This window comes from Azospirillum sp. VT-I1, assembly GCF_055698305.1.
The window spans coordinates 881,866-906,881 of the sequence record NZ_CP168800.1 but is presented as its reverse complement, the minus strand read 5'-3'; the positions used below and the strand labels follow the sequence as shown (position 1 = coordinate 906,881).

Annotated in this window: 25 protein-coding genes and 1 pseudogene; 10 read left to right on the top strand and 16 right to left on the bottom strand. The window is 68.1% G+C overall.

From position 1 onward, the window contains the following. Nucleotides 1–132 precede the first annotated feature (132 nt). From AB8P05_RS04320 to dprA, 3 genes and pseudogenes are all read right to left on the bottom strand, one after another. Nucleotides 133–327, bottom strand: a pseudogene (locus tag AB8P05_RS04320) (tetratricopeptide repeat protein); the annotation flags it as partial. A 35-nt stretch (nt 328–362) separates the two neighbouring features. Continuing rightward, on the bottom strand, nt 363–3,161 hold the full coding sequence (gene topA / locus AB8P05_RS04315) for a type I DNA topoisomerase (RefSeq protein ID WP_472758947.1): 2,799 nt from the start codon (nt 3,159–3,161) through the stop codon (nt 363–365). Between the two features lie 46 nt (nt 3,162–3,207). After that, nucleotides 3,208–4,344 (bottom strand): DNA-processing protein DprA, encoded by a 1,137-nt coding sequence (dprA, locus tag AB8P05_RS04310; RefSeq protein WP_472758946.1) that lies wholly within the window; start codon nt 4,342–4,344, stop codon nt 3,208–3,210. A 667-nt stretch (nt 4,345–5,011) separates the two neighbouring features. Here dprA and AB8P05_RS04305 point away from each other — a divergent pair. Continuing rightward, nucleotides 5,012–6,541 carry a methyl-accepting chemotaxis protein gene (locus tag AB8P05_RS04305; RefSeq protein WP_472758945.1) on the top strand — a complete coding sequence of 510 codons (1,530 nt, stop codon included), beginning with the start codon at nt 5,012–5,014 and terminating at the stop codon, nt 6,539–6,541. 19 nt (nt 6,542–6,560) lie between these two features. On the opposite strand, the gene AB8P05_RS04300 is transcribed toward AB8P05_RS04305, so the two are convergent. Next, a complete protein-coding gene (locus AB8P05_RS04300) occupies nt 6,561–7,358 on the bottom strand; it encodes an oxepin-CoA hydrolase, alternative type (protein ID WP_472758944.1) in 798 nt (265 codons plus the stop codon). Between the two features lie 234 nt (nt 7,359–7,592). Here AB8P05_RS04300 and AB8P05_RS04295 point away from each other — a divergent pair, with 234 nt between their 5' ends. The 3 genes from AB8P05_RS04295 to AB8P05_RS04285 all read left to right on the top strand — a co-directional run bounded on the left by AB8P05_RS04295 (nt 7,593) and on the right by AB8P05_RS04285 (nt 11,117). Then, a complete protein-coding gene (locus AB8P05_RS04295; RefSeq protein WP_472758943.1) occupies nt 7,593–8,309 on the top strand; it encodes a rhomboid family intramembrane serine protease in 717 nt (238 codons plus the stop codon). Between the two features lie 100 nt (nt 8,310–8,409). Then, entirely contained in the window at nt 8,410–9,285 is an 876-nt protein-coding gene (locus AB8P05_RS04290) for an S-methyl-5'-thioadenosine phosphorylase (RefSeq protein WP_472758942.1), read from the top strand. A gap of 743 nt (nt 9,286–10,028) precedes the next feature. Then, nucleotides 10,029–11,117, top strand: coding sequence for a TRAP transporter substrate-binding protein (locus AB8P05_RS04285; RefSeq protein ID WP_455172051.1), 1,089 nt, complete (start codon nt 10,029–10,031; stop codon nt 11,115–11,117). Nucleotides 11,118–11,273: 156 nt separating this feature from the next. On the opposite strand, the gene AB8P05_RS04280 is transcribed toward AB8P05_RS04285, so the two are convergent. Further along, nucleotides 11,274–11,636, bottom strand: a complete 363-nt coding sequence (locus tag AB8P05_RS04280) for a MaoC/PaaZ C-terminal domain-containing protein (protein WP_472758941.1) — start codon at nt 11,634–11,636, stop codon at nt 11,274–11,276. 148 nt (nt 11,637–11,784) lie between these two features. Between AB8P05_RS04280 and AB8P05_RS04275 the strand changes: the two genes are divergently transcribed. Next, nucleotides 11,785–12,378 (top strand): TetR/AcrR family transcriptional regulator, encoded by a 594-nt coding sequence (locus AB8P05_RS04275; RefSeq protein ID WP_472758940.1) that lies wholly within the window; start codon nt 11,785–11,787, stop codon nt 12,376–12,378. A gap of 96 nt (nt 12,379–12,474) precedes the next feature. Here the strand turns inward: AB8P05_RS04275 and sciP are convergent, their stop codons facing one another. The 6 genes from sciP to AB8P05_RS04245 all read right to left on the bottom strand — a co-directional run bounded on the left by sciP (nt 12,475) and on the right by AB8P05_RS04245 (nt 17,979). Beyond that, nucleotides 12,475–12,801: a CtrA inhibitor SciP gene (gene sciP / locus AB8P05_RS04270; RefSeq protein ID WP_455172048.1), complete on the bottom strand. Its 327-nt coding sequence runs from the start codon at nt 12,799–12,801 to the stop codon at nt 12,475–12,477. Nucleotides 12,802–12,989: 188 nt separating this feature from the next. Then, nucleotides 12,990–13,739: a flagellar hook assembly protein FlgD gene (locus tag AB8P05_RS04265; protein ID WP_472758939.1), complete on the bottom strand. Its 750-nt coding sequence runs from the start codon at nt 13,737–13,739 to the stop codon at nt 12,990–12,992. 63 nt (nt 13,740–13,802) lie between these two features. After that, nucleotides 13,803–15,695 carry a flagellar hook-length control protein FliK gene (locus AB8P05_RS04260; protein ID WP_472758938.1) on the bottom strand — a complete coding sequence of 631 codons (1,893 nt, stop codon included), beginning with the start codon at nt 15,693–15,695 and terminating at the stop codon, nt 13,803–13,805. 310 nt (nt 15,696–16,005) lie between these two features. Continuing rightward, nucleotides 16,006–16,515, bottom strand: coding sequence for a flagellar basal-body protein (locus AB8P05_RS04255; protein WP_472758937.1), 510 nt, complete (start codon nt 16,513–16,515; stop codon nt 16,006–16,008). Then, nucleotides 16,508–16,837 carry a rod-binding protein gene (locus AB8P05_RS04250; RefSeq protein WP_472758936.1) on the bottom strand — a complete coding sequence of 110 codons (330 nt, stop codon included), beginning with the start codon at nt 16,835–16,837 and terminating at the stop codon, nt 16,508–16,510. Before AB8P05_RS04250 ends, AB8P05_RS04255 begins: the two co-directional genes overlap by 8 nt. Then, on the bottom strand, nt 16,837–17,979 hold the full coding sequence (locus AB8P05_RS04245) for a flagellar basal body P-ring protein FlgI (RefSeq protein ID WP_472758935.1): 1,143 nt from the start codon (nt 17,977–17,979) through the stop codon (nt 16,837–16,839). The genes AB8P05_RS04250 and AB8P05_RS04245 overlap by 1 nt, the downstream gene beginning before the upstream one ends. Nucleotides 17,980–18,209: 230 nt before the next feature. Between AB8P05_RS04245 and AB8P05_RS04240 the strand changes: the two genes are divergently transcribed. The 3 genes from AB8P05_RS04240 (at nt 18,210) to AB8P05_RS04230 (ending at nt 19,807) form a co-directional block, all read left to right on the top strand. After that, entirely contained in the window at nt 18,210–18,635 is a 426-nt protein-coding gene (locus AB8P05_RS04240; protein ID WP_472758934.1) for a flagellar assembly protein FliX, read from the top strand. A gap of 189 nt (nt 18,636–18,824) precedes the next feature. Beyond that, on the top strand, nt 18,825–19,244 hold the full coding sequence (gene dksA / locus AB8P05_RS04235; RefSeq protein ID WP_012974451.1) for an RNA polymerase-binding protein DksA: 420 nt from the start codon (nt 18,825–18,827) through the stop codon (nt 19,242–19,244). Between the two features lie 302 nt (nt 19,245–19,546). Then, nucleotides 19,547–19,807 (top strand): DUF6494 family protein, encoded by a 261-nt coding sequence (locus AB8P05_RS04230; RefSeq protein ID WP_472758933.1) that lies wholly within the window; start codon nt 19,547–19,549, stop codon nt 19,805–19,807. Here AB8P05_RS04230 and AB8P05_RS04225 read toward each other — a convergent pair. Further along, nucleotides 19,782–20,927 carry an ATP-grasp domain-containing protein gene (locus AB8P05_RS04225; RefSeq protein ID WP_472758932.1) on the bottom strand — a complete coding sequence of 382 codons (1,146 nt, stop codon included), beginning with the start codon at nt 20,925–20,927 and terminating at the stop codon, nt 19,782–19,784. The genes AB8P05_RS04230 and AB8P05_RS04225 overlap by 26 nt on opposite strands. Nucleotides 20,928–21,132: 205 nt before the next feature. Between AB8P05_RS04225 and AB8P05_RS04220 the strand changes: the two genes are divergently transcribed. Both AB8P05_RS04220 and AB8P05_RS04215 read left to right on the top strand, forming a co-directional pair. Next, nucleotides 21,133–21,297, top strand: coding sequence for a DUF1289 domain-containing protein (locus AB8P05_RS04220; RefSeq protein WP_472758931.1), 165 nt, complete (start codon nt 21,133–21,135; stop codon nt 21,295–21,297). 67 nt (nt 21,298–21,364) lie between these two features. Next, complete coding sequence (locus AB8P05_RS04215; RefSeq protein WP_472758930.1) at nt 21,365–21,532, top strand: hypothetical protein; 168 nt, start codon at nt 21,365–21,367, stop codon at nt 21,530–21,532. 29 nt (nt 21,533–21,561) lie between these two features. Here the strand turns inward: AB8P05_RS04215 and AB8P05_RS04210 are convergent, their stop codons facing one another. Genes AB8P05_RS04210 through flgG form a run of 4 tightly spaced genes read right to left on the bottom strand, consistent with a single transcriptional unit; the run spans nt 21,562 to nt 25,016 of the window. Beyond that, nucleotides 21,562–22,575 (bottom strand): class I SAM-dependent methyltransferase, encoded by a 1,014-nt coding sequence (locus AB8P05_RS04210; RefSeq protein ID WP_472758929.1) that lies wholly within the window; start codon nt 22,573–22,575, stop codon nt 21,562–21,564. A gap of 58 nt (nt 22,576–22,633) precedes the next feature. Further along, the gene (gene flgH, locus AB8P05_RS04205; protein WP_472758928.1) at nt 22,634–23,398 is read right to left on the bottom strand and encodes a flagellar basal body L-ring protein FlgH; all 765 of its coding nucleotides are present in this window, start codon (nt 23,396–23,398) and stop codon (nt 22,634–22,636) included. Nucleotides 23,399–23,411: 13 nt separating this feature from the next. Next, entirely contained in the window at nt 23,412–24,179 is a 768-nt protein-coding gene (gene flgA, locus AB8P05_RS04200) for a flagellar basal body P-ring formation chaperone FlgA (RefSeq protein ID WP_472758927.1), read from the bottom strand. A gap of 51 nt (nt 24,180–24,230) precedes the next feature. Next, nucleotides 24,231–25,016 (bottom strand): flagellar basal-body rod protein FlgG, encoded by a 786-nt coding sequence (gene flgG, locus AB8P05_RS04195; RefSeq protein ID WP_472758926.1) that lies wholly within the window; start codon nt 25,014–25,016, stop codon nt 24,231–24,233.

The following is a 25,016-nucleotide window of genomic DNA, read 5'->3' as shown; positions in this document are numbered from 1 at the left end:
CAGCGCATCCGGATGATCGGGTTCCAGGGCAAGCGCGACGCGGCAGCAGGCGCGCGCGTCGTCCTGCCGCCCGAGCGCCTTCAGGGCATTTCCGGCATTCGACCGGTAGGAGGCCAGTTCCGGCCCGAGACGGATCGCCGTCCGGAAGGACGCGACGGCCTCGGCCGCGCGCCCCATCTGCGTCAGCGCTACGCCCAGCAGATGATGGGCATCCGCCTGGCCGTGATCGGCCTCGATGATGCGGCCGTAGAGCGTCGCTGCCGCATCGAGCCGGCCGGCGGCGTGGTGGTCGAGGGCGGCAAGCAGCGCTTCACGGATCGTCGCCATCGCTCAATCCCAGCCATGCGCCGCCTGCCGCCCGGTCACGATGCCTTGGCGGTCTTCTTCTTCGGTGCCGCGGCCTCCGCCGGAGCGTCCTTGGCCGCCTTGGCCTTGGTCGCCTTCTTGGCGGCGGGCTTCTTGGCCGCGGTCTTTGCCGGGGCCTTCGCCTTGGCGGGCTTCTCCGCCTCCGTGCCCTCGGCCTTGGCCGGTTCGGCGTCCTTCGGGGCCTTGCCCTTCTTGGCGGCGTCCTTGGCGACCTTGGCGTCGATCAGCTCCAGCGCCTGTTCCAGCGTGACGCTGTCCGGCTCGGTCCCCTTGGGGATCGAGGCATAGACGCTGGCGTGCTTCACATAGGGGCCGAAGCGGCCGGAGCCCATGGTGATCGGCTTGCCGGTCTTGGGATGGTCGCCCAGCGTCTTGGCCGGGGCCGACGCCTTCTTGGCCGCACCGGCCAGCAGGTCGACAGCGCGGTTGATGCCGATGGTCAGCACGTCGTCGTCCGGCGTCAGCGACTTGTAGACGCTGCCATGCTTCAGGTAGGGACCGAAGCGGCCGATACCGGCGCTGATCTCCTCGCCCGTTTCCGGGTGATTGCCGATGCTGCGGGGCAGGGCCAGCAGCTTCAGCGCGGTGTCGAGATCGACGTCGGCCGCGGCCATGCCCTTGGGCAGGGACACCCGCTTGGGCTTCGGCGTGTCGTCCTTCTTCTTTTTCTTCGCCTTGGGCTTCTTGCCGTCGGCAGCGGGCTCCTCGGCGGCCGGTTCCTCAGGCGGAGTCGCGGCGGCCGGCGCCGGACCCAGCTGGATGTAGGCGCCGAAGGGGCCGCGGCGCACCGTCACCGGCAGGCCGGTTTCCGGATCGTTGCCCAGCTCGCGCGGGCCTTCCTGCGCCTCGCCGTTCTCGTCGTTGGCGACGGCCAGCGGCCGGGTGTAGCGGCACTCCGGATAGCGCGAGCAGCCGATGAAGGCGCCCATCTTGCCCAGCTTCAGCCCCAGCCGGCCCTCGCGGCAGACCGGGCAGACGCGCGGGTCGTGGCCGTCCTCGGTGGCGGCGGGGAAGAAATGGGCGCCCAGCTCGTTGTCGAGCGTGGTCAGCACCTGGGTGATCGTCAGATCCTTGGTGCCGTTCACCGCCGCGTCGAAGGCGGTCCAGAAATCGCGCAGGACGGTCTTCCAGTCGATCTTGCCGTCGGAGATCTCGTCCAGCTGGTTCTCCAGCTCCGCCGTGAAGTTGTACTCCACATAGCGGTGGAAGAAATTCTCCAGGAAGGCGGTCACCAGCCGGCCGCGGTCCTCCGGAATGAAGCGCCGCTTGTCCAGCCGGACGTAATTGCGGTCTTGCAGCACCTGCAGGATCGAGGCGTAGGTGGACGGCCGGCCGATCCCGAGTTCTTCCAGCTTCTTGACGAGGCTGGCTTCGGAATAGCGCGGCGGCGGCTGGGTGAAATGCTGTTCCGGATTGATGTCGCCGCGGTCGAGCGCATCGCCCTGGTCCATCGCCGGCAGGCGGCGCTCCTGCTGGTCGTCCTCGGCCGCGTCGTCGCGGTCCTCCTGGTAGACCTTCAGGAAGCCGTCGAACACGACGATGGAGCCGGTGGCGCGCAGCACCACGTCCTTCGACGGGCTGGCGATGTCCACCGCCACCTGGTCCAGAACGGCGCTTTCCATCTGGCTGGCCAGCGTGCGCTTCCAGATCAGCTCGTAGAGCCGCAGCTCGTCCCCTTCCAGATAGGCGGAGACCGTGTCCGGGCGGCGCTGCAGGTCGGTCGGCCGGATGGCCTCGTGGGCCTCCTGGGCGTTCTTGGCGGCGGTCTTGTAGACGCGCGGCTGGGCCGGCACGTAGCGCTCGCCATACTGGGAGCCGATCAGGCTGCGGGCGCCGTCGATGGCTTCCTGCGACAGGCTGACGCCGTCGGTTCGCATATAGGTGATGAGGCCGACCGTCTCGCCGCCGATGTCCACGCCCTCATACAGCCGCTGCGCCGTGCGCATGGTGCGGGTGGCGCCGAAGCCCAGCTTGCGCGAGGCCTCCTGCTGCAGGGTGGAGGTGGTGAAGGGCGGCGACGGGTTGCGGCGGCTCTGCTTGCGCTCCACCTGCGACACGGCGAAGGCCTGCGGGCGGATCTTCGCCACCGCGGCCTCGGCCGCCTCGCGGTTGGGCAGGCCGAACTTGTCGAGCTTCTTCCCGTCCAGCTGGGTCAGCGACGCCGTGAAGGAGGAGCCGGCCGGCGTGGTGAAGCCCACCGCGATGGACCAGTATTCCTGCGGCTTGAAGACCTCGATCTCCGACTCGCGCTCGCAGATCAGGCGCAGCGCCACAGACTGCACGCGGCCGGCCGACTTGGAGCCCGGCAGCTTGCGCCACAGCACCGGCGACAGGGTGAAGCCGACCAGATAATCCAGCGCCCGGCGCGCCAGATAGGCGTCGACCAGTTCGCGCGACACGTCGCGCGGGTTGGCGATGGCGGCCTGCACCGCGCTCTTGGTGATCTCGTTGAAGGTGATGCGCTGGACGTCGCGATTGTCGGTCAGGTGCTTTTCGCGCAGCAGCTCCGACAGGTGCCAGGCGATGGCCTCTCCCTCGCGATCCGGGTCGGTTGCGAGATAGACGCGGTCGGCCGACTTCACCGCCTTGGCGATCTCGTCGATGTGGCGCCGGGAGCGGTCGCCCAGCTCCCATTCCATCGCGAAGTCTTCATCCGGGCGCACCGACCCGTCCCGCGCCGGAAGGTCGCGGACATGGCCGAAGCTGGCGATGACGGTGTAGTCGTCGCCCAGATACTTGTTGATGGTCTTCGCCTTGGCCGGCGATTCGACGATGACGACGTTGCTGCCCGGCAAGAAACCAGCCCTTCGCGTATGCCCACTCAAACCACGGCGCTGCCGATCAGGCGAGAGAGACCTGATGACCGGGAAGACGCTGGACTCGGCCGGCAAGCTCAAGTTCCAGAACCACGGTCAGCACCACCGGAGCGGACAATTGGCACCCGCGGACGAGTTCGTCAATGGTGACGGGCGAGGGGCCGAGGTTTTCCAGCACCAGGGCGCGTGCCTTCGCAAGGTCGGATTCGTCCGGTTCCGCGGTGGGTCCGGCGGTCAATCCGGCGGCGCTGAACAGGTCGCGCGGCCGTTCCGCCAGCGTCGGCGGGCGCAGGTTTTCGATGGCGCGCAGCACGTCGTCGGCCCTCTCCACCAGCGTCGCCCCCTGGCGCAGCAGATTGTTGGTGCCGTGGCAGCGCGGGTCGAGCGGGGAACCCGGCACCGCCATCACCTCGCGCCCCTGTTCCAGCGCCATCCGAGCGGTGATGAGCGAGCCGGAACGCAGCGCCGCCTCCACCACCAGCACGCCCAGCGACAGGCCGGAGATCAGGCGGTTGCGGCGGGGAAAATGACGGGCCTGCGGCTGGGTGCCGATGGCGCTTTCCGCCACCACCACGCCCTGCGCCACGATGTCGCGGTAGAGTCCTTCATTCTCCGGCGGATAGACGACGTCGATGCCGCCCGCCAGCACCGCGGCGGTGCCGCCGGCGATCGAGCCGGCATGGGCGGCGGTGTCGATGCCGCGGGCAAGGCCGGAGACGACCAGCAGCCCGGCCGCGCCAAGCTCCCGTGCCAGCGACTCGGCGAACTTCTTGGCGTTCAGCGAGGCGTTGCGCGCCCCGACGATGGCGACCGCGCGCCGCCTCAGCAGATGGGCATGCCCTGCCACCGAGATCACCGGCGGCGCATCGTCGACCGCGGCCAGCGGTTCCGGATAGTCGGGTTCGCAGGCGCAGATCAGCCGGGCGCCGAAGCGGCGGTTCGCCTGCATCTCCCGCTCCGCATCGGCCTTGGACGCCACACGAAGCGGCTTCGTCCGTCCGCCGCGCCGCGCCAGTTCCGGCAGGGCGTCCAGCGCCGTGCGGGCGCTGCCATACTGCTCCAGCAGGCGATGAAAGGTGATCGGCCCCACATTCTCGGTGCGGATGAGGCGAATCCAATCGAGCCTTTCGGCATCGGACAAGGGACGGCGCGGTTGTGTCATGCCCGAAGCTTATACAACTATGCGGCTTGGGGCGGCAACATGCAAACGTATGGCGGCATGTTCGTCGGGCGCGATCTCCTCCCAATGGCGGGTCTGCCGCCGCTGCAATCCATCGGGCGGTGTCGTGTCGTCCGTCTGCCGCCTTGAACTCCGCGGCGGCCATGGTAGCTTTGTGGGCAGGAGGTGACGCGAGTTTCCATCCTGAAGGCGAAGCCGGTTTCCCGGCCCCGCCCGTCGGCCCTTAGCTATCCCGGTCCTTGTTGAAGCCGGCTTGGAACTCGATCTTCAACTTGAACCAGAAGCGGTCGAGCCACTTCAGGAACTTCTTCACTCGCGTCACCTCCTTTCGGATCGCCGGGCGGGAGATATCCCCGCCGGCCCCGCAACACCATGTGGAACCTGCGCATGTGTCAATTGCGGCGGGGTGTCGCGTGGTCGCGCAACGGGAGCCAAATGGTCGCCTTGTTGCTCCCGACGATAAACTTCATGCATCGAGTAATAAGAACTTCAGTCCATTGACTGGCCGCCAAAGCGATATCTTGTTAATTGGGGCGTGTGTTGGTGGGCGGCAACTTCAATCGGGGATTATAGAATTCTTCTAGAAAAGCGTATTGTGACATTTTCAAATTTCGGCGATTGCCGGAGTTTCCCCAATAGAACCGTTCGCATGCTTATGTATCATCAGTCCACATATTATGGACTGTGGTGGGGTGGGGCGATGTTCGGACGGGGAAAAGTCAACCGGGCGCTGGCGCGGAAGATGTCGGCGCTCGATGCCCTGCGGGCGAAGGTGATGGTGGCCGACGAGGATCTGACCATCGTCTACGTCAATCCGGCGGTGGTGACGCTGCTGCGCGAAGCGGAAGGCGACCTGCGCAAGGATTTGCCTCGGCTGGACGTCAGCCGGCTGGTCGGCAGCAACATCGACGTGTTCCACAAGAACCCTGACCACCAACGCCGGATGCTGGCCACGCTGACCAAGCCGTACAACGCCACCATCAAGGTCGGCGGCCATCAGTTCGACCTGCTGGTGACCCCGCTAACCGAAGGCACCCAGCGCATCGGCTTCGTCGTCGAATGGGCCGACGCCAAGGAACGGCTGGAAAATCTCGACTATGCGGCGCAGATGGCGGCGATCAGCCGGTCTCAGGCGGTGATCGAATTCACCACGGACGGAACCATCACCAAAGCGAATGACAATTTCCTGAAGGTGATGGGCTATCGCCGGGACGAGGTGATCGGCAAGCATCACAGCATGTTCGTCGAACCGGCCCAGCGCAACAGCGCCGACTACACCCGCTTCTGGGACACCCTGCGCCGCGGCGAGTTCCAGGCCGCACAGTACAAGCGCATCGGCAAGTCCGGCAACGCCGTTTGGATCGAAGGGGCCTACAACCCGATCTTCGACGAGAAAGGGCAGGTCACGAAGGTCGTCAAGTTCGCGGTGGACGTCACCGCCCAGGTCGCCCTGCTGAACAATCTGAAGGTGATGATCGACAAGAATTTCGGCGAGGTCGATCAGGCTCTTCGCCTGTCGCTGGGGGAGGCGGGCTCCGCCAACACCGCTGCCGGCTCGACGTCGGCCAGCGTCCAGGCGGTGGCCGCCAGCGCTGAGGAACTGGTCGCCTCTATCGCCGAGATCTCGCAGAGCATGGTCCGCGCGCGTGCCGCGACCGATGGCGCCTTCGACCGCACCGTGGCGGTGGCGGAAAGCACCGACCGGCTGGCCGCCGCCGCCCAGGCGATGAACGGCATCGTCGGGCTCATCAACTCCATCGCCGGCCAGATCAACCTGCTGGCCTTGAACGCCACCATCGAAGCGGCCCGCGCGGGGGAGGCCGGCAAGGGCTTCGCCGTCGTGGCGAGCGAAGTGAAGAACCTTGCCAATCAGGCCGGCAAGGCGACGGAACAGATCTCCGCCGAAATCGAGGGCATCCAGTCGACCTCCACCGAAGTGGCCGGCGCCCTGAACGCCATCCGCGAGGCGGTCTCCGTCGTGCGGGAGCATGTGACCGGCACCGCCTCCGCGGTGGAGGAGCAGAGCGCCGTCACCCAGAACATGTCGGCCAACATGCAGACCGCATCGGCCGCCGTGGCGACGGTGACCGCCAACATCACGGCGATCTCCACGGCGGTCAATCAGGTGGCCGGGGCGGTCGAACGGACCAAGGAGGCGGCGCACGTCCTGGTCCGCTGACGGCCACCGGCCGGCCCGGTCAGCGCCTGTGGAACACCGGCGGGCGCTTTTCGAAGAAGGCGGTGATGCCCTCCTTCGCTTCGCCATGGTGCAGGGCTTCGACGAACAGGTCGCTTTCGCGGGCGAGCTGGGTGGCGAAGCTGCCATAGGCCAGCTCCATCAGCTTCTTGGCCCGGCCCATGGCGCCGCTCGGGCCCTCGGCGATGGTCTGCGCCCAGGCGACCGCCTCCGGCAGCGCCCGTCCCGGTGCCGTGACGCGGTTGACGACACCCGCCGCATGCAGGCGGGCGGCGTCCACCGGGCCGCCGGTCAGCATCAGTTCCGCATAAAGCTGCGGCGGCAGCGCGCGGGCCAGCGAGGCGGAGGCGCCGCCGTCCGCCGTCAGCCCGACCTTGACGTAGGCGGTCAGGAACTGCGCGTCCTCCGCCGCGACGATCAGGTCGCAGGCCAGCGCCAGCGAGAATCCGGCCCCGGCCGCCGGACCTTCGACCGCTGCCACGATCGGCTTGGGGCATTCGCGCATGGCGCGGACCCAGCCGTGGAAGCGCTCGATCCCGTCCCGGTTCTCCGACCGCGAGCGGCTGCCGTGGTGATAGAGGTTGTTCAGGTGCCCGCCCGAGCTGAAGGCGCCGCCGGCCCCCGTCAGCACGACGGCGCCGATGCCGGGGTCGTGCGTCGCCTCGTCCAGCGCGTCGCGGCCGGCGGCCATCATGCGCAGGCCGAGCGCGTTGCGGGTGCCGGCGTCGCTCATGGTCAGCACCATGACGCGGCCCTGGCGTTCCACCGTCATGCTGCCGGTATCCTGACGTTCGTTCATGGTCGTTTCTTCCCCGGTCGTCATTGTCCGGCGGAGGGATCCTCGCCGGATGGTAGAGCCACTGTGACAGTCGGCGGGTTCCTCTCCAATCCGTCCGACCGGTATAGGAAGGAGCCGGGCGCCGCGGAAAACGCCTGTTCTTCCACAATACCCCTTCCTACATTGGGGTGAGACCGATCGCCGCGGCAAAGCTTGGCGGACCGGCGTGGCGTGACCGAAGGGCGGAGGCGGGGGATGGCGCTGGCTCTGGATCGGCAGGGGGATGGGCAGGGGGACCGGCAGGGGCGGGGCAGGGGAGGCGGGAAGCGTCCGGTCATCGCCGCGCCCCTGCCGCCCTATGCCAACCGCAGCGTCATCCTGGTCTGCGTCCTTGCCTTCGTCCTGAAGCTTCCGCCGGAATCCTTCGCCTTCGTGCCCGCCTATTTCTTCGGAACGGTCGAGCTGGCCGGGCCGCTGCCCACCGCCGCCCTGTGGCGCGGGCTGTTCGGGCATGTGCTGATCCACGGCGACCTCACGCACCTGACCTCCAACATGGCGGTTCTGTGGCTGCTGGGCGACGTGGTGGAGCGCGAGGCCGGGCACTTGCGCTATCTGCTGCTGTTCTTCGCCGGCACCGTGGCGGCGGCGCTGACCGAGGGGCTGCTGGCCGCCGACCGGATGGCGCCGCTGATCGGGGCGAGCGGGGCGATCTGCGCGCTGATGGGGGCTTTCCTGTGGATGCGCCCGCGCTTCGGTCTGCTGTCGCGGCGGCTTCCCCGGCGGCTGGTGCAGGGGGCGATCCTCGTCTTCGCGCTGCTCAACGCGGCGATGACGCTGATGCCGCCGCCTGCCGGCTCTCCTCTGGCGGAGGTCGGCTGGGGCGCCCATGCCGGCGGGCTGGCCGCCGGGCTGCTGCTGGGGGCATTGCTGCTGTGTCTGGCCGGACCCCGGCGGCCGGCGGCGGCCGGGTAGAGGCGGCCGGGTAGCGGCCTCCGGTCCCGGCTCTGCGACGGTTGCAATCCTCCTCCATGCCCGAAATACTCGCGCCATCGTCAGCGGGAGAAAGCGGACCATGGGGAACGACGCAGTTCTGGGCGTGATCGGCGGCAGCGGCCTTTACGACATCGACGGGCTGGAGAACACACGCTGGGTCACGGTGACGACGCCCTTCGGCGACCCGTCCGACCAGCTGCTGACCGGCGAGTTCGAGGGCCGCAAGCTGGTCTTCCTGCCGCGCCATGGCCGCGGGCATCGGATTCCGCCGTCGGAGCTGAACTTCCGCGCCAACATCCACGCGCTGAAGCAGCTGGGCGTGACCGACATCCTGTCGGTTTCCGCGGTCGGTTCGCTGAAGGAGCATCTGCCGCCGGGCACCTTCGTGGTGATCGACCAGTTCATCGACCGCACCTTCGCCCGCGACAAGACCTTCTTCGGCAGCGGGCTGGTCGCCCATGTGGCGCTGGGCCATCCCGTCTGCGGCCGGCTGGGCGACCTGATCGAGCAGGCGCTGGCCGAACTGGACATCCCGCACCAGCGGCGCGGCACCTACATGGTGATGGAGGGGCCGCAATTCTCCACCGTCGCCGAATCGAACCTCTACCGCAGCTGGGGCTGCGACGTGATCGGCATGACCAACATGCCGGAGGCCAAGCTCGCCCGCGAGGCGGAGATGTGCTACGCGACCGTCGCGATGGTCACCGACTATGATTGCTGGCACGAGGGGCACGACCATGTCTCGGTCGATGCGGTGATCAAGGTGGTGGTCGCCAATGCCGGCAAGGCGCGCTCGCTGGTGTCGGCGCTGGCGCCCAAGGTGGCGCACCGCGACGGCCCCTGCGCCCAGGGCTGCCACACCGCGCTCGACAACGCGATCATGACCGCTCCGTCCCACCGCGACCCGGCGATGCTGGACAAGCTGTCGCTGATCGTGAAGCGCGCGCTGGGGTGAATCCTTGCGGGTTGAACCGTTGCCGACGGCGTGAAAACGCATTACTTTTTGGGGTGGGTGTGCCGGGGCGTCCTCCCCGGCACACCCACCCGATCAGCGGTTCAGATACTCAAGCACCAGCTTAAGCAGCTGCAACAGCAGGATCAGGAGAGTGAGGATCTGGTTCATCCTCTTGCCCTCCGTCGGTGCGGCGCGGGCGGTGGCCAATCCACCGCCCCGACCGCGGCGCAAACACGCCAAGCATCCCCGCCGGCTCGAAGCCGCAAGCTGTATGTAATTTTGCGCGCTCGCTTTTATGTGTGCACGAAGCGCTTGCCCGCGGCATGGGGAAGCGACTCCCGTCCTGCCTGACCCCTGAACGAAAGTAGGGGTGTGTGCCTTTCCGGACGTCGAATATATCATCGGTACACGTAACCATTCAGGTGACGGCAAGACGGTTCCGCGGTTGATCGATGCGGCTGATGGATGCTCTCAGGAGCAGACCCCGGTCTTCGCATGGTCCTGCGATGCATCGCTTTGAAAATTCCGGGGGCGGCGACGAACTGTCGGCGCCGGTACAGTCGCGCATGCGCGCTGTATTTTCCACGCGATGGAATAAAACCGGAATGGATGCCATGCATTTTGGCGATTTGCCGGAAAGCCGCTGCGATTTCTAGGATTGTTCAGGCACCATAGTGTCTGCTGTTCGGTGAAAGACGCCTTTACGCAATGGGCGTCATGGCCACAACGATGAGGAAACGTTCATGAAGCGTCGTTCCTTCCTGACCTCGGCTGGCGTCGGCGTCGCCGCCAGCACGCTGGCGGCTCCCGCCATCGCGCAGTCCCAGCCGGAAATCCACTGGCGTCTCGCCTCCAGCTTCCCCAAGAGCCTGAACACCATCTATGGTGGCGCCGACACCATCGCGGCGCGCGTCGCCGCGGCGACCGACGGCAAGTTCACCATCCGCGCCTTCCCCGCCGGTGAAATCGTCCCCGGCCTGCAGGTGCTGGACGCCGTGCAGAACGGCACGGTCGAATGCGGCCACACCGCCAGCTATTATTATGTCGGCAAGGATCCGACCTTCACCTTCGACGCGACGGTGCCGTTCGGCCTGAACGCCCGCCAGCAGAACGCCTGGATCTACAGCGGCGGCGGCATGGCCCTGCTGCGCGAGTTCTTCGACGGCTATGGCGTCATGAACTTCCCGGCCGGCAACACCGGCGTGCAGATGGGCGGCTGGTTCCGCAAGGAGATCAAGACCGTCGAGGACCTGAAGGGCCTGAAGTTCCGCATCGGCGGCTTCGCCGGCCAGGTTCTGTCGAAGCTGGGCGTCGTGCCGCAGCAGATCGCCGGCGGCGACATCTATCCGTCGCTGGAAAAGGGCACCATCGACGCCGCCGAGTGGATCGGCCCGTATGACGACGAGAAGCTCGGCTTCAACAAAGTCGCCAAGTACTATTACTATCCGGGCTGGTGGGAAGGCGGGCTGAACGTCTCGCTGCTGGTCAACAAGCAGCAGTGGGAACAGCTGCCCAAGCAGTACCAGGCCGTCCTGGAGGCCGCCTGCTTCGAGGCCAACCTGACCATGGCCGCCAAGTACGACGCCGAGAACCCGGCGGCGCTGAAGCGTCTGGTCGGCGGCGGCGCCCAGCTGCGTCCCTTCCCGCGCGACGTGATGGAGGCCTGCTACAAGTCCGCCACCGAGCTGTACGAGGAAACGGCCAAGACCAACCCGAAGTTCGCCAAGATCTACGAGCCGTGGAAGAAGTTCCGCGACGACGAGTATCTGTGGTTCCGGGTGGCCGAGAACTCCTTCGACAACTTCGCCTTCACCGCCGGCCTGAAGCGCTGACGGCAGAAGGCAAGGTCCAAAGCCCCCGCGGCCCGTCCGGTCGCGGGGGCTTTTTCTTGTTCAGGCGTTTTCTTGTTCAGGTTGGGCGGCCGGGCGCCAGCAGGTTGGCGACCATGGTCTGCACCACCTCGTCCTTCTGGTTGAAGGTGGTGGTCTTCACCCGCAGCACGCCCTGGTCGGGACGCTTGGCGGAGCGCCGGGCCTCCAGCACCTCCATTTCGATCGCAGGACGTCGCCGGGGCGGGTCGGCCGCGGCCAGCCGATCTCGTCGACGCCCATGCCGATATAGCCGCCGGCCAGTTCGGCATCGCTGCCGACGATCATGCGCATGGTCATCCCGGCGGTGTGCCAGCCGCTGGCCGCCAGCCCGCGGAACAGCGTGTCCTTCGCCGCCTCCGGGTCCAGGTGGAAGGGCTGCGGGTCGAACTTCTCGGCATAGGCGACGATCTCCGCCGCATCGACCGTCAGCGGCCCGCCGGTGAAGCGGTCGCCCACCGTGACATCTTCGAAATAGCGCATCCCCCGGAACTCCGTTCGTCGTTGTGGTCAGGGCCGGACCGGCCGGCTATGATACAGACCTGTCTCTTCCGGTCGATGGTAGAGACAGGTCTGTATCATTGTCAACGGCCAAGCCCTGGGCGCGGCCGTCCTGAACGGGTGGGGTCGGATGGCAGAGGCGGCAGCGGCCAGGAAGCCGGCGCGCGAGCGGATTCTGGATACGGCGGCGGAGCTGTTCTATCGCGAGGGCATCCGCGCGGTCGGCATCGACACGATCATCGCCAGATCCGGCGTCGCGAAGATGAGCCTGTACCGGAACTTCGCATCCAAGGACGATCTGGTCTGCGCCTATCTGGAGCGCAACATCGCCCAGCATGCCGCGTGGTGGGACCGGGTGACCGCCCGCCATCCCGGCGACCCGCGGGCGCAGATGAAGGCGCTGTTCGTAGCGCTCGGCCACTGGATCGACCATCCGAAGTTCCAGGGCTGCCCCTTTACCACCGCCGCCGCCGAACTGCGCGATCCGGCCAACCCCGCCCATGCGCTGGCTCTGGCCCACAAGCGGATGGTCGGCGACCGCCTGCGCGCGCTGGCCGCCGCCGCCGGTGCCGACGATCCGGACCGGCTGACCGGGCAGCTGCAATTGCTGATGGAAGGTGCCTACGCCGCCGGCCGCGCGCTGGATCTCGGTCCGGGCAACGGAGCGGTGGCGAGCGCGGCGGCGGCGCTGATCGACGGAGCGTGTGGCGAAGGGCGGGAATAGGCGACGGATGCCATCCTCATCCCAACCGACACGGACCCGAACGCAAAAAGCGCCGCAGGACAGCCCTGCGGCGCTTCTTCGATTCGGCAGGCCGCGTCAGTCGGCGCCGATGCGGTCGCGGACGGACTGGCCGGGGCGGTAGTCCTGCAGGCGGGTGGCGCGCAGGCCGCGCATGCCGTGGCTGTCGATCAGCCGCTGCCAGGACAGGAATTCCTCCACCGACAGCGTGTAGCGGCGACAGGCTTCCTCCAGGCTGATCAGGCCCGATCGGACGCCGGCGACCACCTCGGCCTTGCGGCGCATCACCCACCGCTTGGTGTCCGGCGGGGGAAGGTCGTTTTCGGTCATGGGACGCCCCTCAGGACCAATGACCGATGCACCGGCCGCAGAGTCGTCGCCGGTGTCGAGTTCTATGAGTGCCATGCGCGGACGCTCCAACCCAAAATGTGGATTCCACGATTTCGGGGTACTGTAGGAGCCGGCACTTAACAAATGGCTAAACGATAGGGTTAACTTTTTATCGCGGGTTAACCCCTAACCCGAATGGACAGCTGCCCGGCCAGACCCGGGCGGCGGCCCCAGACGCCCGGCCGCCGCCGCCGCAATCGCCGTCAGTAGACCATGGTCAGCTTGGACAGCGGGACTTCGCTGGAGCCGATGTTCAGCACGGTCTCGCCGGCCTTGTTGTTGCCGATGCCGGCCACGGTGCCGAAGGTGTAGGTGGTGGTCTTGATGGTGGTGTCCTTGTTCTCGGACACCGGGGCGACGTTCATGCGGTAGGCGCCCGGCTGGACGGCGCGGCCGTTGTTGTCCTTGAAGTCCCAGTTCACGGCATGCTTGGTCCCGGCGCCGGTCTCGCCCTGCATGGAGCGGACGATGTTGCCCTTTGCGTCCAGGATGTCGACGCGGACCGACTTGGCGGAGGTCGCCAACTCGTAGCCCAGCGGGGCCTGGGTCATGCCCTGGGTGTACTGGAAGCTGTCGCCTTCGAAGGCGACCATGCGGCCGAGATAGGCCAGGTTGGTGGAGGCGGTGCCGGCGGACTGCAGCTGCACCAGCTTGTCCAGGCGGCTGTTGGTGCCGATGTTCTGCTCGACATTGGCGAAATCGACCAACTGCTTGGTCATGTCGTTGGTGTCGAGCGGCTTCAGCGGGTCCTGGTTCTTCATCTGCGTGGTCAGCATGGTGAGGAACGTCTGGAAATTGTCACCCAGCCCCTTGGTTGCCGACGCGGTCTTGTCGGCGTCGGTCTGAGGAATCTTCGCCGTCTCGTCCGCCGTCTTCGACCCGGTGGACTTGCCGCCCGAATAGGTGCCGTACTGGTTGACGGGCAGGCCGAAGCTGTTGGTGGTCGTGGTCATGGCGGTCGTCCTTCGTGGCTCTTGCGGCCGGTGTCTTGAGTGCGGCGGCTGGGCTGCCGGTTATCAGGCGCGGATGTCGAGACGTCCGTTGCCGAGCGTCGCGGTGTAGACGGCGGCGTCGGAGTCGTCGTCGCCGCTTCCGTCGGTGCCGCGGCCGCGCCGTCCCGCTCCGGTCCCCTTGCCGTCGCCACGCCCGTCGTTGCCGAAGGGATTGCCTTCGCCGCGCAGGCTGAAGTTCAGGCTGTTGGAATCCGTCTGCAGCCCAGCCTCTTGCAAGGCGCGTTCCAAGCCGCGGCTGTCCCGCTGCAGAAGTTCGAGCGTCTGGGCCCTTTCCACCGCGACCATCGCGCTGACCCGGCCGTCGGCGCCGATGTCCAGCTTGATGTCGATCCGCCCCAGCTCGGCCGGGTGCAGGTTGATGGTGAACTGGTCGACCTCGTCGGCGACCTGCTTCTTGATGTGGACGGCGATCTGGTCATGGACGCCCATCGGCATGCCGGCGGCGCCGCGCGACGGGCGCAGCGTCGCCGTCGCCTGCGGCTGGTCGATGCCGGGAATGCCTCCGGCAATGCCGCCATGCATCCCCTCCATGGCGGCCAGCGCCGGATGGGTGTGCATGCCGGCGGCACCATGGGCGGAGCCGGCGGCCGCGGCGGCCCCCTCGATCCCGTCGAGCGCGCCGGTCGCCTTGACGGTCGACGCGGCAATTGTTTCCGCCGGTTGGGGAGCCGCTTGGGCGGCTGCGGCGGGCTGCGGCATGGTCTGGGGCTGGGCATCGTTCCGGCTGCCGCCGTCGGTGCCGGCCTGCCTGCCGCCCTGCTTCGCTTCGCCGGACTTCGCCTTGGCGGCGGCCAGCAGGTCGGCGAAACGGTCGGGCAGGGCGGAGTCATCGTCCGGCAGAGCTTCCGCCGCGTCCTCACCGCTTTCCGTGCCGCTTCCGGCACCGTTCAGGGCCGCGGCCTGGGCCTGCCGGGCGGCGTCCCCGTCCACGGGCTTTGCGTCGGCACCGCCGGCAAGCTTCGCCGCGGCATCCGCAGCGCCGGTCGCCGCGGCCTGGGCCAGTTGGGCGGCGGGATCGACGGTGCCGGCCGCGGGGGCGCCGGCCGCCGCTGCGGCCCCATCGCCGCCCTGGCCTTCATCGCCGGACGCACCGTCGGCGGTCTGGCCGGGAGCCGTCAATCCGGCGAGGATGATCGCGCTGGGCTGCGGCACCGGCTGCTGCAGGGCGGACTCGGCGATGGCGGGCAGCGGCTGGTCGCCGGTCTGCTCTTCCGCGCCGGCATCACGGGCGGACGGATCGTCGCTGCCGCCCCCTTCGGCCATCGCCGTTTCGAGGTCCGCCGGTTCGGCCCCTGCGTCCGCAATCAGCGCGTCCGTTTCATCCTCCGCCAGCGCCTGCTCCGCACCGGCGGCCTCGGTGCCGCTCTTCGCCGCATCGCTCTTCGCCATGTCGGACTTTGTGCCGCCGGACTTCGTGCTGTCGGATTTGGCGCCATCGGCCCTGGAGCCGTCGGCCTTGCCGCCTTCGGTCCTGGTGGATTCCTTCGCCTTGTCGGTTCCGGCCGGCTTGCGGTCGTCCTGCCTGGCCTGGACCTCGCGGTCGCCGTCCGTCCCGGCGGCCTTCGGGGTCTGCGGCCGGGCGGGTTCGGCATCCGCATCATTCCGGCGCGCGGCCTGGGCGCGGGTGTCGCGGCTGAGGTCGGGCTTCGGCTCCGCCCGGATGGCCGCCTTGCGCTGGGCCTCGGCTGCGCGGGCGTCGCGGGCCTCCTTCGCCTGACTGGCGGAGTCGCGGGCGGCGTCGGCCGCCTGCTCGCGCTTGCGCGCGGCGGCGTCGGCCAGCATGCGGTCCATCATCTTGGAGAACAGGTCGCTCTTCGCCGCCGTCCCCTGATTCTGCTGGGACTGGGCGAGACCGTCGAACAAGGATGCGGCGATGTTGTTCGATTGGATATCCATGGAACGGCCTCTCAGGATGGCGGAGCGCACCGACGGCGATGCGGCGGGAACAATGCAACGGGCGGGCCAATCTCAGAACGGCCTCCGCCATGGTGCCGGACGGGCGGACGGGTGGGGCAGGGCGGCAGTTCCGGCCCCCTGCCGGGACCGCGACCGGCAAAAATCTCCACCCGCGGGGTCGTTCTTGCCGCAACAGCCCACAGTTGACGCGAGAGCCGGCCCCGCAAAGAGAAAGGCCGCCCTCCGGGTCGGGAGGGCGGCCGTTCGAGCGGTCTCGGCAGTCACGGATGAAGGCGGCGGGCGGCGGCGGTCAAAGCCGGGTGTTGAGCGCCGCCGAGGTGCGCGGTCCGCTGGGCGGCGGGGAATAGCCGCGGCCGCCGCCCATGTGCGCGGCATAGGCGGTTGCAGGCGCCTTCTGCTGGCGGGTGATGACGGTGACGACGGTATCGACCATCACCTTCTGGGCCTCGCCGCCGATCCGCAGGGCCTCGGCATTGTCGGCGGTGGCGGCATAGAGCTTGCCGGTGGCGTCCTTCAGGGCCGTCTTCAGCTCCGCCGGCAGCGCCATCAGGCCATCGCGGTCGACGCGCAGCAGGCGGCTGATCTCCTCATAGACCAGCGTCATCGGCTGCTTGTCCCTCACGATCTGGGCCAGCTCCTTCGCCGGGCGGCGGGCGCGGACGGCGGCGGCCTCGCGCTCCAGCAGGGCGGTCAGGCGGCCCATCAGCTCGACCAGGGCCACCGCGCGCTCCTGGGCGTTCTTCGGCAGGTTGGCGGCCGGCTTGGGCTGTTGGGGGAAACGGACGTCGACCTTATCCATGGCTGGCCTCCTGGGCGCGAAGAAGCTCTCCGTAAACCTGATTGGCGATGCCAAAACCGCCGCGCTGGGTGATCTGCTTGCCGAACTGCTCGATCAGCATCGGGCGGAACATCTCCTCGCCGCGCCCGCCGCCGAAGGTCTCGTCGGTGCCGATCCCCTCGAACATCGGCCCCAGCATCTGCGAGATGAACTGGCTCTCGAACTCGTTGGCCGACTTGCGCAGCTGGGCAAGCTTTGCCGGGTCGGTCTTTGCCTCCAGATCGGAAATCTTCGCCTGGGTGCGCACGCCGAAACCGGCGGAAATGGCGGAGCTCATGGACATCAGATCACCTCGATCTCGGCTTGCAGGGCGCCGGCGGCCTTGATCGACTGGAGAATGGCGATCATGTCCCGCGGTCCCACCCCAAGCGCATTCAAGGACTGTACCAACTCCTGCAGCGTCACCCCGGCATTCATCACGGCGAGGCGGTTGTTGGACTGGTCGTCGACCTGGATGTCGGTGCGCGGCACCACCGCGGTCTGGCCCTGGCTGAACGGGCCGGGCTGGCTGACCTGCGGGGTCTCGGTGATGCGGATGGTCAGGTTGCCCTGGGCGATGGCGACGGTGGAGATGCGGACATTCTCGCCCATCACGATCACGCCGGACTTCTCGTCCACCACCACGCGGGCGACCTGATCGGGGGTGATGCGCAGCTGCTCGATCTCCGTCACCAGTCCCACCACGTCGCCGCGCCGCGTCTCCGGCACGTTGATGAGGACGGAGGACGGGTCGGTCGCCTGGGCGCGGTTGCCGCGCAGCTGGATGTTGATGGCGGTCGCCACCCGCTGGGCGGTGGTGAAGTCGGGGTTGCGCAAGCTGAGGCGCAGGACCGGCAGCTCGGCCAGCGAGAACTGGATTTCCCGCTCCACGATGGCGCCGGAGGAAATGCGGCCGGAGGTCGGCACGCCGCGCGTCACGCTGGCGCCCTGGCCCTGGGCGGTGAAGCCGGAAACCGCGATCGGCCCCTGCGCCACGGCATAGACCTCGCCGTCGGCGCCCATCATCGGGGTGACCAGCAGGGTGCCGCCCAGCAGGCTCTTGGCGTCGCCCATCGCCGACACGGTGACGTCGATGCGCGTGCCCTGCGCCGCATAGGCGCCCAGCGTCGCCGTCACCATCACCGCCGCCACGTTCTTGGTGCGCAGGTTGGTGCCGCGGGTGTTGACGCCCATCCGCTCCAGCATGCCGGTCAGGCTCTGCTCGGTGAAAGGCGAGTTGTTCAGGCTGTCGCCGGTGCCGTTCAGGCCGACCACCAGCCCATAGCCGATCAGCATGTTGTCGCGCACGCCCTCCACATCGACGATGTCCTTGATGCGGGCGGACGCGGCGAGCGCCGGTGCGGCCTGGACACCGAACGCCAGCAGGGCGGTCAGCACGACCAGGACGGTGCGGCGGCGCAGAAGGCGAAGGGCGGTGGGGATCATGACGCGGACACTCCTGAACTCGTGCCCGGTCCTATACAAACGCCGTGCCAGCGGCGGCCGGCGGCCGATTCCGGTCGTTGCCCTGAAAAACGCCCGCGATATGACGCGTTTCGGTCACAGCCGGCCGGCAATTTTTGCCCGATTGCGGCAAGCCTTGACCGGATGTTAAGGTTGATCCATCTACAGTGCGCGCGTTTACGCATCCTTTACTGCAAACGGTTGCACGGATCATGAAAGTCGAAGGCACCGGAAACATTCGCGGCAGTGGTTCGGTCCGCCGCACCGGCAAGGCCGAAGGCTCGTCCGGCGCCGCGTTCTCCAAGCAGCTGGTGGGAGAGACCGGCTCCGCCCACGGGGTCAGCGGCACCGCCGCGACGGCTGGGGTTTCGGGCGTGCTGGCCCTGCAGGAGGTCGATGCGACCGACGACGCCACCGCGCGCGCGTCGCGCGGCAAGATGCGGGCGGAGGAGATGCTGGACCGGCTGGAGGAAATCCAGCACGGCCTGCTGTCCGGCACCCTGTCGGTGCAGAAGCTGGTGGACCTCGCCAAGGTGGTCCAGTCCCGCCGCGTCCAGGTCGACGATCCCGGCCTTGCGGAAATTCTCGACGAGATCGACCTGCGCGCGCAGGTGGAGCTGGCGAAGCTGACCTCCTGACATGATGGCGGCCTTGCGGCCGCTGCGCGCGCACGGGTTGTGGCGGCGAAATCGCCACGGTCACAAATCTTTTTTATTCCAAGGGCTTGTTTGGTCGTTGCGGGGGCGAACCATAGGGTTGCGGTCCTGACGTGGCGTGCCTATACTCCGCGCCGCCCGGATCACCCCTTTTTCGCTGGATGCTTTCGGATGACGTCGCCGCTTCTGCCCCAGAACTATTCCCCGTCGGAAGACGAGGAGTTCATGAACCCGATCATGCGGGAGTATTTCCGCCAGAAGCTGCTGCGCTGGCGCGCGGAACTGCTGGCGGAATCCACCGGCACGCTGAACAGCCTCCAGGAAGGCGGTATCCAGGAACCGGATATCGCTGACCGCGCCTCGGCGGAGACCGACCGCGCGCTGGAACTGCGCACCCGCGACCGCGAACGCAAGCTGATCTCCAAGATCGACGCGGCGCTGGAACGCCTCGTCGACGGCAGCTACGGCTATTGCGAGGAGACGGGCGACCCCATCTCCGTCCGCCGGCTGGATGCCCGCCCGATCGCGACGCTGAGCCTGGAGGCCCAGGAGCGTCACGAGCGGATGGAGCGCACCCAGCGCGACGACTGACGGACGGTCCGCGGCCGCAAGGGCGACCCGCCGGTCCCGGTCGCCGGCGGCGATGCTCCGCGCGTCCCCCGGACCCGACGGCCGCGGTTCGCCGTCGGCATCGGCAATAGGCTGCGGCAGCCGGCCGCGGCAGTCCGGCGCAGCGCCGGCTCTCAAGAAGGCATCGGTCGTCCCCGGCCGGTGCCTTTGCCATATGTAGGGTTCGGCTTTCCCATGGAAGGGGCGGGCGGTGCGGAACCAAAGCCGCCCCGCAGGGTTCGCAACGGCAGGGCATGCTGCGGTTCCGACTCCGGGGGCGATCCATGGACAACGAGACCTTCAACCTCGACCTGCGCAAATTCCTGAAGCAGGTCGGCGTCACCTCCCAGCGGGAAATCGAACTGGCCGTCGGCCGTGCGCTGGCGGACGGGAGGCTGGACGGCGTGGCTTCCCTGCCCGTGCGCGTGGTCCTGACCGTGGAGGGAATCGGCCTGACCCACGAGGTCGGCGGCGAGCTTTCGCTGGAACCGTCACCGGGACAGGCGCCGGGTCGGGCGGTCAGTTCGGGTGGATCTGCGGGGTGATGCCGAGGATCGCCGCGGTCATCCGGCGCTCGTTCCACGGGACGTCATGGTGGGCCGCCGTCAGATAGCGGCTGTTGGGGTCGCGGATCCATTCGGCCGGAAACAGGGCGACCGGCATGCCGGGGATCCGGCCGAAGCTGCCGTCATGCGGGCGCCCTTCCAACGCACAGGCCAACGCCCGGCACAGGTCGGCCCCCACCAGGCCGCCGAGATGGCTGGTCTGGGTGGGGCGGGCATTGAACTCAAGGAAAACCGGTGCGCTGCCGTCCTCCGGCAGGATCGCGTCGATCCCGCCGAAGCCGGAATAGCCGGTCAGCTCCACGATGCGGCGGGCCATGTCGATCAGGGCCGGATGGTCCGCCACCTCGATGACGGAGGCCGGGCCGAAGGGCTCCGGCTGGCGGTGCAGCGCGGTGTAGGCGAAGCCTTCCAGCATCCGTCCGCGCAACGCGCTGAACGAAACCGACGCCGCGCGCCCTTTCACGAATTCCTGCGCGACGATGCGTCCATCGGCCGGCATCGCGGTCCCGTTCTCCCGCCAGCCCTGTGCGGCCTGCGCCGCAAGGTCCAGTGCAATCCGCGGACTGCAGGCCAACTGCACCCCACGCCCGGCCGAACTGTAATCGCACTTCACCAGCAAGGGCGCGCCCAGTTCCGCCAGATCGGCCGTGCCGGTGCGTCCCGGATCGACCGCGATCTGCCGCGGCGTGCGGATGCCGGCGGCGGAGACGCGCTCCACGCACTGCGAGCGCATCGTTTCCCAACGCTGTCCGCCGTACCACGCACGGACCATGCGCAGGCAGCGAGCATCGGCGCCGTCCCCCGGCACCTGTTCCAGCAGCCGTCCGGCGGAGCCCAGCACCGTGGCAGCGCTCTCCTCGCAGGCGATCACGATGTCGGCCCGAAGCTGTCCCGCCGCCCTGGCCGCGATCACCGTCAGGTCGTCGCGACTGAAGCCGGGGGCGAAGCAGTGCCTGCCGTCGATGCTGTCGCTGAACTCCAGAAGGGAATTCTGCGGACAGATGGCGAAGACGCGAAAACCCGCCGCCTTCAAGGCGGCCGGCATCCGGGCGGTGCCGTAACGATAAATCGCGCAGGACACGAGCAACGCCGTGGGCATGCACACCTTCATAAGTGATCGGCCGCAAGAATGGTTTAATCCCTTAGTATCGCGGCTGCAATCGGGACCGCCCCGCGGAAGGACAGGCATGCATATCCGGGTAGGTTGGGACAGGGCGGCCTTTGCCGGTGCGCATCTTGAGACGCGGGCGGATTTCGGCTAGGGATGGGGCCGCTTCACCATCAGTCGGAAGGGCCGGACCGGCATGAGCGACGATCCCGATTGCCTGGGCATGTGCGCCATCGACGGCGACGTCTGCACCGGCTGCGGCCGCACTCTGGACCAGATCAACGCCGCCCGCGACGATTCCGCCGCCGATTCCGCCGCCGATTCCGCCGCCGAAGCCGGGGGCGCAAGGTCGGCCGGCTGACCGGCGGGGACGATCCCGTGCTCCGGCTGTTTCCTCGTCACACCCTATGCGACGGAGGAGCATCCCGATGACGGACCGGCCCACCCATCAGCCCGAAAACGCCAAACCCGAAAACGCCAAACCGGATGGCGGGCCGCAGAAGCCCGCGGGCGACGCCGGCAAGATCGACAGCCGCACCGAAAAGGCCCAGGAGGAGGCGGCAAAGGACCGTGCCCGCGAAGGCGGCTATCAGTAAGACGGAGCCGGCGGCCCGGGGTCCGGCGGTCAGTCGGCGCGTTCGACGACCCACAGCCGGTCACCGGGTTCGACGGCCGGGGTCGCGTCGAAACCGCCCAACTCGGCCAGCACCCGGAATCCGTGCCGCTGCAGCAGCGCCTTCATTTCCTCCGGCAACATCCAGCGGAGGGTGAGGTCCTCATCCCGGCTCTGAAGGATCGTCCCCGCCTTGTCCATGATGTCGTAGGTCACGGTGAAGACCGCGGTCTGCGCTTCCCAATCGATGGCTTCGCTTTTGAAGGTCCGTGCCACCGAGAAGCGCGACCCTTCGATGTTGACCACGGCCCGCCGGTGCGGGCTTGCCGGACGCATCGGCTTGGGACCGTTCGACACTCCCCAGCAATCCAGTACGGCCCGGCCACTGGAGGACAGGTGGCGGTGCAACGCGTTCAGGAACAGGCTCTGGTCGTCGTCGGTCAGGAGAAAATTGAACAGGCGGTAGGGGGCGATCGCCAGATCGAAGGTCCGGCCCAGATCGAGCCGGCGTGCGTCGCCCGATGCGAAGGTCACCCGCTCCCGAACGTCCGGCGCGGCCGCTTCCAGCTTTCGGTTCGCGATGTCGAGCATGGCCGCCGAAAGCTCGACGCCGATCACCCGGTGCCCGGCCTCGGCGAGAGAGAAGGAAAGCCGTCCCGTGCCGGCGCCGATTTCCAGGACCGGCGTCGTCGTTCCGATGGCCATCGTCCTGTAGAAGGTCGGCTCGCTTTCCGGACACAGGGCGCCATCGATCAGATCGTAGAGCGCGGCGCTGAAGCTGCCCTGATCATAGTAGGGGGTGCCATGGTCCTGCTGCGGTCCTCCCGCCCTTGGGATCGATGCGGAAGGGCTATAGTCAATTTCGCGCGCATCCGCCAGCCCGGCCGGGCTGTTCCCTGGGGAGAACGCCGGAGCCCCTGGTGCCGAGGCCGCTTCCCGGCAACATCGGCCCGGCACGTCCCGCCGGGCGGCAACATTTTCCCGGGTGAGCTCCCGATCCGACGGCCGGCAGGCGGGCGGGGCCATCCCGCATGGGTGGCCCCGCCCGCCCGGTCAATTCAGGCGCCGATCCTCAGTACCGTCCTCAGAACGGCATGATGATGTCGTACAGCTGCTGGCCGTAGCGCGGCTGCTGGACGTCGGTGATCTGGCCGCGGCCACCGTAGGAGATGCGGGCCTCGGCGATCTTCTCGTAGCTGATGGTGTTCTGCGCGGTGATGTCCTCGGGACGGATCACGCCGTGGATCTGCAGGTCGCGCAGCTCGTAGTTCACGCGGACCTCCTGGTGACCCTGGATCACGAGGTTGCCGTTGGGCAGGGTCTGGGTCACCAGCGCCGCCACCTTCAGCTCGATCTTCTCGTTGCGGTCCACCGAACCCTTGCCGTCGTTCGACGTGTCGCTCGACAGGTCCACCAGGCTGGAGGCCGAGGCGCCGGCCGGCAGGACGCGGCTCAGCGTGGCGCCTTCCAGGCCGAACAGGTTCGGCATGCCGGCCTTCTCGCTGTTGGCGCGCGACCGCTTGCTCTCGTTCGACAGCTTGGCCTGGTCGGCGATGGAGATGTTGATGGTCAGGATGTCGCCGACCTTGGCCGCGCGCTGGTCCTTGAAGAAGGCCTTGGAGCCGTTCCGCCACAGCGAGTTCGGGTTGCGCTCCGTCGGCAGCGGGGTCGGCATCGGCAGGCTGATCGGCTGGTAGCCGGGGCGGGCCTGCGGGTCCTGGATGCCGCTCATCTCGGGCGCCTTGCCGATGTCGGCGATGCGCGAGGCGGCGCCGCAGGCGGTCAGCGAGGTGGCGGCGGCGGCGATCATCGCGAAGCGGATCAGGCGGGCGGTCATGGTGGCGGACATTGGAGCTTTCTCCTCACTGCGCGATGGTGCCGGGCTTTGCCACGGCGACGACGTTGGGGCCCGCGACCGTCGCTTCGACGATGCGGTTGGATTGGGTGTTCACGACGCGGATGACCTCGCCCTTGCCGCCGTCCTGCAGGGCCTTGCCCTGGGTGGTCAGCGTCATGGACGGCGTCGACAGGGTGATGGTGACCAGGGATCCCTTGTCGACCATGCGCGGCGACTGCAGGTCGCGCAGGCGGACGGGCTGGTTGGTGGACACGCCGCGCTTGGGCGTCATGCCGATCAGCTGGGCGTCGGTGGCGGCGGTGTCGCTGGTGGTCTGGTCGGCGCGCACGTCCTGCCAGTCGATGTCGCCCGGGCCGATGACGTCGCCGGGGATGATGCGGCGGGACAGCACCGGGATCTGCACCACGCCGAAGGCGCGGCCCGACACCGGCAGGCGGACCTGGCTGCCCGTCACCACGATCTCGGCGGCGAAGCGGCCCTGGATCGGGCTGTAATAGAGGTTCTCCACCGCCAGCCCGCCGGCGCCCTGGGGCGCGCGCAGCTCCACCGCCCGGTTGTCCAGCTCCATCTGCAGCCGGCCGACGGTGACCACCCGCGACAGCGCGTCCGACAGCACCGCCTCCACATGCGGCATGCCGTAGACGACGTCCGGAACCGGCGCCGTCACGCCCGTGGCCGGAACCGTGGCGGCCGGCACCGCGACCGGGGCGGTCAGCAGGGCGGCGCCGAGGAACAGGGCGGGCAGGCGGCGGGCGGCGAGGTGGCGGATCATGGCGGTGGTTCCCGGTTTCGAGGCTGGAGCGAGGCGCCGGCGGTGCCGGCGTTACCTCATCTGGCTGGCCTGCTGCATCATCTCGTCGGTGGTCTTGATGACCTTGGAGTTCATCTCGTACGCGCGCTGGGCGGTGATCAGGGTGGTGATCTCCTGCACGACGTTGACGTTGGAGGTCTCCAGCGCGCCCTGGACGACGCGGCCGAAGCCGGGGGCGCCGGGGTTGCCGGTCACCGACTGGCCGGAGGCGCCGGATTCCAGGAACAGGTTGTCGCCGGTGGCTTCCAGGCCGGCGGCGTTGGCGAAGGTGGCGAGCTGGATCTGGCCGACATTCTGCGTGGCGGTCTGGCCGTCCAGCTTGACCAGCACCTCGCCCGACGAGTTGATGGACACGTCCACCGCGTTGGCCGGGATGGTGATGTTCGGCTGGATCGGATAGCCGTCGGCGGTGACCATCATGCCTTCCGGCGACAGCTTGAAGTTGCCGGCGCGGGTGTAGGCGGTGTCGCCGCTGGGCAGCGTCACCTGGAAATAGCCCGACCCGTTGATCGCGACATCCAGCTTGTTGTCGGTGATGTTCAGGTTGCCCTGTTCCAGCACGCGGGCCACCGCGGCGACGCGCACGCCGGCACCCACCTGCACGCCGGTCGGCACGATGGTGCCGGCATCCGACGAGGTCGAGCCGATGCGGCGGAAATTCTGGTACAGCAGGTCCTGGAATTCCGCCCGCTGCTTCTTGTAGCCGGTGGTGGTCGAGTTGGCGATGTTGTTGGAGATCGTCTCGACGTTGAGCTGCTGGGCGATCATGCCGGTGGCGCCGATGGCGAGGCTGCGCAT

What these genes read in the sequence shown, in the direction of transcription:
- AB8P05_RS04305 (WP_472758945.1), top strand. Translation starts at nt 5,012, where the DNA reads ATGCTTATGTATCATCAGTCCACATATTATGGACTGTGGTGGGGTGGG.
- AB8P05_RS04220 (WP_472758931.1), top strand. Translation starts at nt 21,133, where the DNA reads ATGAGCGACGATCCCGATTGCCTGGGCATGTGCGCCATCGACGGCGAC.
- AB8P05_RS04260 (WP_472758938.1), bottom strand. Translation starts at nt 15,695, where the DNA reads ATGGATATCCAATCGAACAACATCGCCGCATCCTTGTTCGACGGTCTC.
- AB8P05_RS04280 (WP_472758941.1), bottom strand. Translation starts at nt 11,636, where the DNA reads ATGCGCTATTTCGAAGATGTCACGGTGGGCGACCGCTTCACCGGCGGG.
- AB8P05_RS04290 (WP_472758942.1), top strand. Translation starts at nt 8,410, where the DNA reads ATGGGGAACGACGCAGTTCTGGGCGTGATCGGCGGCAGCGGCCTTTAC.
- dksA (WP_012974451.1), top strand. Translation starts at nt 18,825, where the DNA reads ATGACGTCGCCGCTTCTGCCCCAGAACTATTCCCCGTCGGAAGACGAG.
- sciP (WP_455172048.1), bottom strand. Translation starts at nt 12,801, where the DNA reads ATGGCACTCATAGAACTCGACACCGGCGACGACTCTGCGGCCGGTGCA.
- AB8P05_RS04265 (WP_472758939.1), bottom strand. Translation starts at nt 13,739, where the DNA reads ATGACCACGACCACCAACAGCTTCGGCCTGCCCGTCAACCAGTACGGC.
- AB8P05_RS04295 (WP_472758943.1), top strand. Translation starts at nt 7,593, where the DNA reads ATGGCGCTGGCTCTGGATCGGCAGGGGGATGGGCAGGGGGACCGGCAG.
- AB8P05_RS04275 (WP_472758940.1), top strand. Translation starts at nt 11,785, where the DNA reads ATGGCAGAGGCGGCAGCGGCCAGGAAGCCGGCGCGCGAGCGGATTCTG.
- AB8P05_RS04230 (WP_472758933.1), top strand. Translation starts at nt 19,547, where the DNA reads ATGGACAACGAGACCTTCAACCTCGACCTGCGCAAATTCCTGAAGCAG.
- AB8P05_RS04245 (WP_472758935.1), bottom strand. Translation starts at nt 17,979, where the DNA reads ATGATCCCCACCGCCCTTCGCCTTCTGCGCCGCCGCACCGTCCTGGTC.
- AB8P05_RS04285 (WP_455172051.1), top strand. Translation starts at nt 10,029, where the DNA reads ATGAAGCGTCGTTCCTTCCTGACCTCGGCTGGCGTCGGCGTCGCCGCC.
- dprA (WP_472758946.1), bottom strand. Translation starts at nt 4,344, where the DNA reads ATGACACAACCGCGCCGTCCCTTGTCCGATGCCGAAAGGCTCGATTGG.
- AB8P05_RS04215 (WP_472758930.1), top strand. Translation starts at nt 21,365, where the DNA reads ATGACGGACCGGCCCACCCATCAGCCCGAAAACGCCAAACCCGAAAAC.
- AB8P05_RS04210 (WP_472758929.1), bottom strand. Translation starts at nt 22,575, where the DNA reads ATGGCCCCGCCCGCCTGCCGGCCGTCGGATCGGGAGCTCACCCGGGAA.
- AB8P05_RS04255 (WP_472758937.1), bottom strand. Translation starts at nt 16,515, where the DNA reads ATGGATAAGGTCGACGTCCGTTTCCCCCAACAGCCCAAGCCGGCCGCC.
- AB8P05_RS04225 (WP_472758932.1), bottom strand. Translation starts at nt 20,927, where the DNA reads ATGCCCACGGCGTTGCTCGTGTCCTGCGCGATTTATCGTTACGGCACC.
- flgG (WP_472758926.1), bottom strand. Translation starts at nt 25,016, where the DNA reads ATGCGCAGCCTCGCCATCGGCGCCACCGGCATGATCGCCCAGCAGCTC.
- AB8P05_RS04240 (WP_472758934.1), top strand. Translation starts at nt 18,210, where the DNA reads ATGAAAGTCGAAGGCACCGGAAACATTCGCGGCAGTGGTTCGGTCCGC.
- flgH (WP_472758928.1), bottom strand. Translation starts at nt 23,398, where the DNA reads ATGTCCGCCACCATGACCGCCCGCCTGATCCGCTTCGCGATGATCGCC.
- AB8P05_RS04250 (WP_472758936.1), bottom strand. Translation starts at nt 16,837, where the DNA reads ATGTCCATGAGCTCCGCCATTTCCGCCGGTTTCGGCGTGCGCACCCAG.
- flgA (WP_472758927.1), bottom strand. Translation starts at nt 24,179, where the DNA reads ATGATCCGCCACCTCGCCGCCCGCCGCCTGCCCGCCCTGTTCCTCGGC.
- AB8P05_RS04300 (WP_472758944.1), bottom strand. Translation starts at nt 7,358, where the DNA reads ATGAACGAACGTCAGGATACCGGCAGCATGACGGTGGAACGCCAGGGC.